The sequence below is a fragment of the Salinicola sp. genome (genome assembly GCF_982684285.1).
On record NZ_CEXLVS010000484.1, the window covers coordinates 1 to 1,254 of the forward strand.

Below are 1,254 nucleotides of genomic sequence, written 5' to 3' on the forward strand. Positions count from 1 at the left end.
CTTTGACGTTGTCTAGCAGAGTAACCTTTAATGGGCTGGATTCAGCGGGCATAAAAATATGATTGCTTAGTACAAACGGATACGGCGAGCACTCTCACGAGAGACTTTTTTCTGATGACGCTTAACTGCTGCTGCTGCTGCGCGTTTGCGTACAGTTGTTGGTTTTTCATAAGCTTCACGTGCACGAGCTTCGGTAACGGTACCTGCTTTTTCGACGGCGCGTTTGAAGCGACGTAAAGCAATATCAAATGGTTCGTTTTCTTTTAAACGTACTGATGGCATTAATTATTCCTAAAAATATTTCGTGGAAAAGCCCTTAATTGTACGAAATTTGGAAAGGAAAGCAAAGTGTTAGATCACTTTTCTTTTAAAGAAGGCATAATATTGTCATGAATTATAAGCAAAGACAGGCAACAGAATGCGGGTATTAGGCATTGAATCATCGTGTGATGAGACTGGCATAGCTCTCTATGATACCGAAAAGGGTTTGTTGGGGCATGCACTTTATAGCCAAGTTGAACTTCACGCTGAGTATGGTGGTGTGGTGCCTGAACTGGCCTCTCGAGATCATATTCGTAAAACTTTGCCGCTTATTGAGCAAGTGTTAGCGCAAGCAAACGTCTCGCGTGATGACATTGATGCGGTTGCCTATACTGCAGGCCCAGGATTGGTTGGCGCGTTATTAGTTGGTGCAGCAATTGGTCGTAGTCTTGCTTGGGCCTTAGATGTGCCTGCTCTGGCAATTAATCATATGGAGGGGCATTTGCTCTCCCCTCTTTTAGAAGACAAGTCGCCGGACTTTCCTTTTGTTTCGTTGCTCGTTTCTGGTGGGCATACTTTATTGGTTGATGTGCAAGGCGTTGGGCAATACCAACTATTAGGTGAATCAATTGATGATGCGGTGGGTGAGGCTTTTGATAAAACAGCAAAAATGCTTGGGCTAAGTTATCCCGGTGGGCCTGTTCTTGCAGCGCTTGCGGAAAAAGGCATAGCAGATAAATATCAGTTCCCGAGGCCCATGACCAATCGGCCGGGATTGGACTTTAGTTTTAGTGGTCTCAAAACATTTGCCATGAATACGTGGCGGGCAAGTGAGCAAACAGAACAAGATCAAGCCGATATTGCTTTAGCATTTCAAACAGCAGCAGTAGAAACATTAGCCATTAAATGTAAACGTGCGTTAAAACAAACGGGACGTAACACGTTGGTGATTGCGGGGGGTGTGAGTGCAAATAAAGCGCTACGCGCGCGAAT

At 44.9% G+C, this 1,254-nt stretch carries 2 protein-coding genes; one reads left to right on the forward strand and one right to left on the reverse strand.

Translation table 11 applies throughout. From position 1 onward, the window contains the following. Positions 1-66 precede the first annotated feature (66 nt). Positions 67-282 (reverse strand): 30S ribosomal protein S21, encoded by a 216-nt coding sequence (gene rpsU, locus AC3AYF_RS21305; protein WP_487780465.1) that lies wholly within the window; start codon positions 280-282, stop codon positions 67-69. Positions 283-418: 136 nt separating this feature from the next. Here rpsU and tsaD point away from each other — a divergent pair. Continuing rightward, a partial coding sequence (tsaD, locus tag AC3AYF_RS21310; protein WP_487780466.1) for a tRNA (adenosine(37)-N6)-threonylcarbamoyltransferase complex transferase subunit TsaD occupies positions 419-1,254 on the forward strand: 836 nt, incomplete at its 3' end.

What these genes read in the sequence shown, in the direction of transcription:
- rpsU (WP_487780465.1), bottom strand. Translation starts at nt 282, where the DNA reads ATGCCATCAGTACGTTTAAAAGAAAACGAACCATTTGATATTGCTTTA.